The organism is Streptomyces sp. NPDC034670 (assembly GCF_055574875.1).
This window is the reverse complement of sequence record NZ_JBVITR010000043.1, coordinates 31506-36394: the sequence shown is the minus strand read 5'-3', so window position 1 is coordinate 36394 and position 4889 is coordinate 31506. Positions and strand designations below refer to the sequence as shown.

The following is a 4889-nucleotide window of genomic DNA, read 5'->3' as shown; positions in this document are numbered from 1 at the left end:
GGGCCGTGGGCGGTGCCGGTCCCCCCCCCCTCTCCCCCCCCCCCTCCCCCCCCGGCCCCCCCCCCCCCCCCCCCCCGGTGCAGCCCGTGATACCACCCAGCGTCGAGGCCCTCGAGGTGGTGGTGCGCCGCACGAAGGTGCCGGTGTGGATGCCGTGGCCGCTGCCGGTGGGCTGGCTGTTCACGGGTGTGGCCTGCGCGGGTGACGACCGCAGCGGGGGCCGTGCGACCGCCGTCGCGTGCACCGGGCCCGGGCCGCTCGGCGGCATGGGCGAACTCGTCCTGGTGGCCGAGGAACTCGGTGTCGGCCTCGGCGCGCGGTACGCGGGCGTCGACGGCCCGGACCCGGGACCGTACCTGGACGTCGAGAAGCCCGCCCAGGCCAAGGTGCTGGCCGCCGGCCGTCCGACCCCGCTCTGGCACCTCTCCAAGACCCCGGACGACCGGGCCGTCTTCGCGGGCGAGGCGCTCGGGATGTGGCTGTGGGCGGTGGTGTGGCCGGAGCAGTCCGGGCTGCTGATGTACGACGAACTGGTGCTCGCCGACCTGCGGGACGCCGGGGCCGAGGTGGAGCTGGTGCCCTGCGGGGCGCTGTCGCCGCGCCTGCTGGAGGCGTAGGACCCGCCGTTCGGAGCGGCTCCGGGGCCGCAGGGCCGAGGCCCCCGGCCCGGGCGGCGGAGGCCGGGCTGCTCACCGGTGCGCGTAGGGGGCGCTGCGCGGGTTCGGGTGTGACAGGAGAGGGTGAAAATCCGGTTATCCTGGAGCGTCCCGCCCGTTCCGTCACCGCCCTGGAGCAAAGCGTCGTGCGCATCGACCTGCACACCCACTCCACCGCGTCCGACGGTACGGACACGCCGGCCGAACTGGTCCGCAAGGCCGCCGCGGCCGGTCTCGACGTCATCGCGCTGACCGACCACGACACCACCCGCGGACACGTCGAGGCCCTCGCCGCGCTGCCCGCCGGGCTCACCCTGGTCACCGGCGCCGAGCTCTCCTGCCGGCTCGACGGTGTCAGCATGCACCTGCTGGCCTACCTCTTCGACCCCGAGGAGCCCGCGCTGCTCGCCGAGCGCGAGCTGGTCCGGGACGACCGGGTGCCGCGGGCCCAGGGCATGATCGCCAAGCTGAACGCGCTGGGCGTCCCCGTCACCTGGGAGCAGGTCGCCCGGATCGCCGGCGACGGATCGGTGGGCCGCCCGCACGTCGCCGCCGCGCTCGTCGAACTGGGCGTCGTGCCGACCGTGGGCGACGCGTTCACCCGGGAGTGGCTGGCCGACGGCGGCCGGGCCCACGTGGAGAAGCACGAGACCGACCCCTTCGAGGCGCTGCGGCTGGTCAAGGGCGCGGGCGGGGTCGCGGTGTTCGCGCACCCGGCCGCGAGCAAGCGGGGCCGGACCGTGCCGGAGTCCGCGATCGCCGCACTGGCCGAGGCCGGCCTCGACGGCATCGAGGTCGACCACATGGACCACGACGCCGGGACGCGGACGCGGCTGCGGGGCCTCGCGCAGGAGCTGGGACTCCTGGTGACCGGATCCAGCGACTACCACGGCAGCCGGAAGACCTGCGTCCTCGGCGAGTTCATGACGGACCCCGAGGTGTACGGCGAGATCACGCGGCGCGCGACCGGGGCGTTCCCGGTGCCGGGGACCGGCGGGGCCTGAGACCCGTCCTCCCGCCCGCCTCCCGTCCGTTCCCCGGCTCCCGCCCGGCTCCCGTCCGTTCCCCGGCTCCCGCCCGGCTCCCGTCCGTTCCCCGGCTCTCGTTCGTCCCCCAGCGCGAGGCAGTCCCCTGCCTGGCGTTCGTTCTTCAGCAAGGCAGTCATGTTCGACGTCGCCGTCTTCGGCTCCCTCTTCCTGACCCTCTTCGTCATCATGGACCCCCCGGGGATCACCCCGATCTTCCTCGCGCTGACCGCCGGCCGGCCCGCCAAGGCGCAGAAGCGGATGGCCTTCCAGGCCGTGTGCGTGGCCGGCGGCGTGATCGCCGTCTTCGGACTGCTCGGCCAGCGGATCCTCGACTACCTGCACGTGTCGGTGCCCGCGTTGATGATCGCGGGCGGACTGCTGCTCCTGCTGATCGCGCTCGACCTGCTCACCGGCAAGACCGACGAGCCCCAGCAGACCAAGGACGTCAACGTCGCGCTGGTCCCGCTGGGCATGCCGCTGCTGGCCGGGCCCGGTGCCATCGTGTCGGTCATCCTCGCCGTGGAGAAGGCCGACGGCTTCACCGGGCAGGTCTCGGTGTGGTCGGCGATCCTCGCCGTCCACGTCGTGCTGTGGCTGGCGATGCGGTACTCGCTGCTGATCATCCGGGTCATCAAGGACGGCGGTGTGGTCCTGGTGACGCGCCTCGCGGGCATGATGCTCTCCGCGATCGCCGTGCAGCAGATCATCAACGGCGTCACCCAGGTGGTCAGGGGCGGCTGAACTCCGCCCGCGGGACGCACCGAGCCCCCGTACCGGACGCGGTACGGGGGCTCGGTGCGCACGAGGCGGGATCCGGCGTCCTGCGTTACGGGGTCGGCGTGTCGGCCGGACGGATCCACAGGCGCTGTCCGATGGCGGCGGCCTGCTGAACGATGCGGTTGACGGAGGCGGCGTCCACGACGGTCGTGTCCACGGGCGTGCCGTCGACGTCGTCGAGTCGCATGATCTCGAAGCGCACGGGCTTCTCCCTTCGTCTGGTCATCCTCCTGAAGGAGAACTACTCGGTGGCCGGCCCGCGGACGGATCGGGCCCGCGCGCCGTCATGGTCAACGATCTGCACGACACACCTATTCCCTACGCTAAGGAAAATCTTTGACCGACTAAATACTGGCCAGTAAGAGTTTCACAGGAGACCGACCGGGACCGGTTGTGTTCATAGCGTGACCGCCGGGACAATGGAAGCGATGAACGAAGACCACGCGACCCTGAGCGCCCGCATCGACCGTACGAACGAGTTGCTCCAGCGCATGCTCGCCGAGGTGGCGAAGACGCCCTCGACCCACGCGATCTTCGTCGACGCCGGCTACCTGTACGCGGCCGCGGGGCGGCTGGTGGCCGGGACCGAGGACCGCCGCGCCTTCGACCTGGACGCCGAGGGACTCATCGACGCGCTCATCGACCGCGGCCGCACCGTCTTCGCGGACAGCAGGCTGCTGCGGGTCTACTGGTACGACGGCGCCAGACGCCGCATCCACACCGCCGAGCAGCAGTCCATCGCCGAACTCCCGGACGTCAAGGTCCGCCTCGGCAACCTCAACGCCAACAACCAGCAGAAGGGCGTCGACTCCCTGATCCGCACCGACCTGGAGTCGCTGGCCCGGCACCGCGCCATCAGCGACGCCGCCCTGCTCGGCGGCGACGAGGACCTCGTCTCGGCGGTCGAGGCGGCGCAGGGGTACGGCGCCCGGGTGCACCTGTGGGGCATCGAGGCACCCGAGGGCCGCAACCAGGCCGAGCCGCTGCTCTGGGAGGTCGACAGCCAGCGCACCCTCGACCTGGACTTCTTCAAGCCCTACGTCTCCCGGCGCACGGTCCCGGCCCACGAGTCCGCGACGGACCGGCCCACCCGCGAGGACGTCCGCTTCGTCGGTGCGCAGATCGCCGCGAAGTGGCTCGCCGCGCGCGGCCGGGACGCCCTGGTGGAACTGCTCCCGGGCCACCCCTACCTGCCCGGCTCGGTCGACCAGGAGCTGCTGGTGGAGGCGGAGGGCCTGCTCCAGTACTCCCTGCGGGGCCAGGCGGACCTGCGGCGCGCCCTGCGCGACGGCTTCTGGGACCACCTGCAGACGCAGTACTGACGCCCTAACGGCCGCCGCGGCGGAGTCCGTCCCAGAAGCCGGCGAGGGCGCGGGCGGTCGGCACCGGTGCGTCGACGGGGGGCGAATGCCCGGCCCCGTCGACGACGGTGCGGTGCGCCCCCAGCCGTACGGCCATCTCGTCGAGGTCCGGCACCGGCCAGGTGTCGTCGTGCGTGCCGGACAGGACGTGGAACGGCAGCGGCACGGCGGCCAGTTCGGCCACCCGGTCGGGCTCGGCGCACAACTGCCGCCCCGTGGCGAGCAGCTGTGCGGGCCGGGTGCCCAGCCAGCGGCGGCGCAACTGCTCCCGGTCGCCGACACCGCGCGCCGGGCCGCCGACCTCCTCGGGCGGCCCCATGGCCAGGATCGCCTCCCAGCACTCGGCCATCGACATCACCGCGAGCGCGTCCCGCAGCAGCTTCACGCGCTGCTCCTGGGAGACGGAGATGCGTCCGGGGCCGGAGGAGACGAGGGTGAGCGAGTGGAAGGGGGCGTGGTCCAGGAGGACGGCGGCACGGGCGATCTGGCCGCCGAGCGAGTGCCCGACGAGGTGCACGGACCCGCCGAGCGCCTCGGCCTGCGCGAGCACGTCCCGCGCCAACTCGTCCTGCGCGTAAGCCGACTCGTCGTCGGTGGGCCCGTCCGACTCGTGCTGCCCCCGTCCGTCCACGGCGACGCCGCGGTACCCGTGTGCGGCGAGCGGCCCGAGCAGCAGCGTGAAGTCCTCCTTGCTGCCGGTGAATCCGGGCAGCAGCAACGCGACCCCCTTCTCCTCGGCCCCGGCGGCCGGCGGCACGTCCACGACGGCGAACTCCCCGCGTGAGGTGCGCAGTCGGCGGGGCCGGGCGTCGTGGGGCGGGGGAGGGAGGAGATGGCTGGTCACGGGGTGAGGGTAGCGGGCGGGAGGGGCCTGACGGGACGGCCGCCGACACGCCGACGGCCCGGCCCCACGGAAAGACGTGGGGCCGGGCCGTCGGGCGGTGCGTCAGCCCTCCACGGACTTCGCGGCGGCCGTGACCTTGCGGGTGCGGCGGGCCTTCGGCTTCTCCTCCGCCGGCGCCTCCGGGTCCGGCACGGCCGTGGTGGCCTTGCGGGTCCGGCGCGGC

At 73.5% G+C, this 4889-nt stretch carries 6 protein-coding genes; 4 read left to right on the top strand and 2 right to left on the bottom strand.

The features are described from left to right. The first annotated feature begins 5 nt into the window (after positions 1 to 5). The 3 genes from ACZ56B_RS24755 to ACZ56B_RS24745 all read left to right on the top strand — a co-directional run bounded on the left by ACZ56B_RS24755 (position 6) and on the right by ACZ56B_RS24745 (position 2425). On the top strand, positions 6 to 617 hold the full coding sequence (locus tag ACZ56B_RS24755; protein WP_468794787.1) for a DUF6758 family protein: 612 nt from the start codon (positions 6 to 8) through the stop codon (positions 615 to 617). A gap of 185 nt (positions 618 to 802) precedes the next feature. Next, positions 803 to 1660 carry a PHP domain-containing protein gene (locus ACZ56B_RS24750; RefSeq protein WP_468794706.1) on the top strand — a complete coding sequence of 286 codons (858 nt, stop codon included), beginning with the start codon at positions 803 to 805 and terminating at the stop codon, positions 1658 to 1660. A gap of 159 nt (positions 1661 to 1819) precedes the next feature. Next, positions 1820 to 2425: a MarC family protein gene (locus tag ACZ56B_RS24745; protein WP_468794703.1), complete on the top strand. Its 606-nt coding sequence runs from the start codon at positions 1820 to 1822 to the stop codon at positions 2423 to 2425. An 85-nt stretch (positions 2426 to 2510) separates the two neighbouring features. On the opposite strand, the gene ACZ56B_RS24740 is transcribed toward ACZ56B_RS24745, so the two are convergent. Further along, positions 2511 to 2687 (bottom strand): hypothetical protein, encoded by a 177-nt coding sequence (locus ACZ56B_RS24740; protein ID WP_004983709.1) that lies wholly within the window; start codon positions 2685 to 2687, stop codon positions 2511 to 2513. A 193-nt stretch (positions 2688 to 2880) separates the two neighbouring features. Here ACZ56B_RS24740 and ACZ56B_RS24735 point away from each other — a divergent pair, with 193 nt between their 5' ends. Beyond that, the gene (locus ACZ56B_RS24735; protein ID WP_468794784.1) at positions 2881 to 3783 is read left to right on the top strand and encodes an NYN domain-containing protein; all 903 of its coding nucleotides are present in this window, start codon (positions 2881 to 2883) and stop codon (positions 3781 to 3783) included. Positions 3784 to 3787: 4 nt separating this feature from the next. Here ACZ56B_RS24735 and ACZ56B_RS24730 read toward each other — a convergent pair whose 3' ends face one another. After that, entirely contained in the window at positions 3788 to 4666 is an 879-nt protein-coding gene (locus ACZ56B_RS24730; protein ID WP_468794700.1) for an alpha/beta fold hydrolase, read from the bottom strand. Positions 4667 to 4889: the final 223 nt, after the last annotated feature.

Bases quoted from the DNA above. Each gene is read 5' to 3' on its own strand.
- ACZ56B_RS24745 (WP_468794703.1), top strand. From the start codon at position 1,820: ATGTTCGACGTCGCCGTCTTCGGCTCCCTCTTCCTGACCCTCTTCGTC.
- ACZ56B_RS24740 (WP_004983709.1), bottom strand. From the start codon at position 2,687: ATGACCAGACGAAGGGAGAAGCCCGTGCGCTTCGAGATCATGCGACTC.
- ACZ56B_RS24735 (WP_468794784.1), top strand. From the start codon at position 2,881: ATGGAAGCGATGAACGAAGACCACGCGACCCTGAGCGCCCGCATCGAC.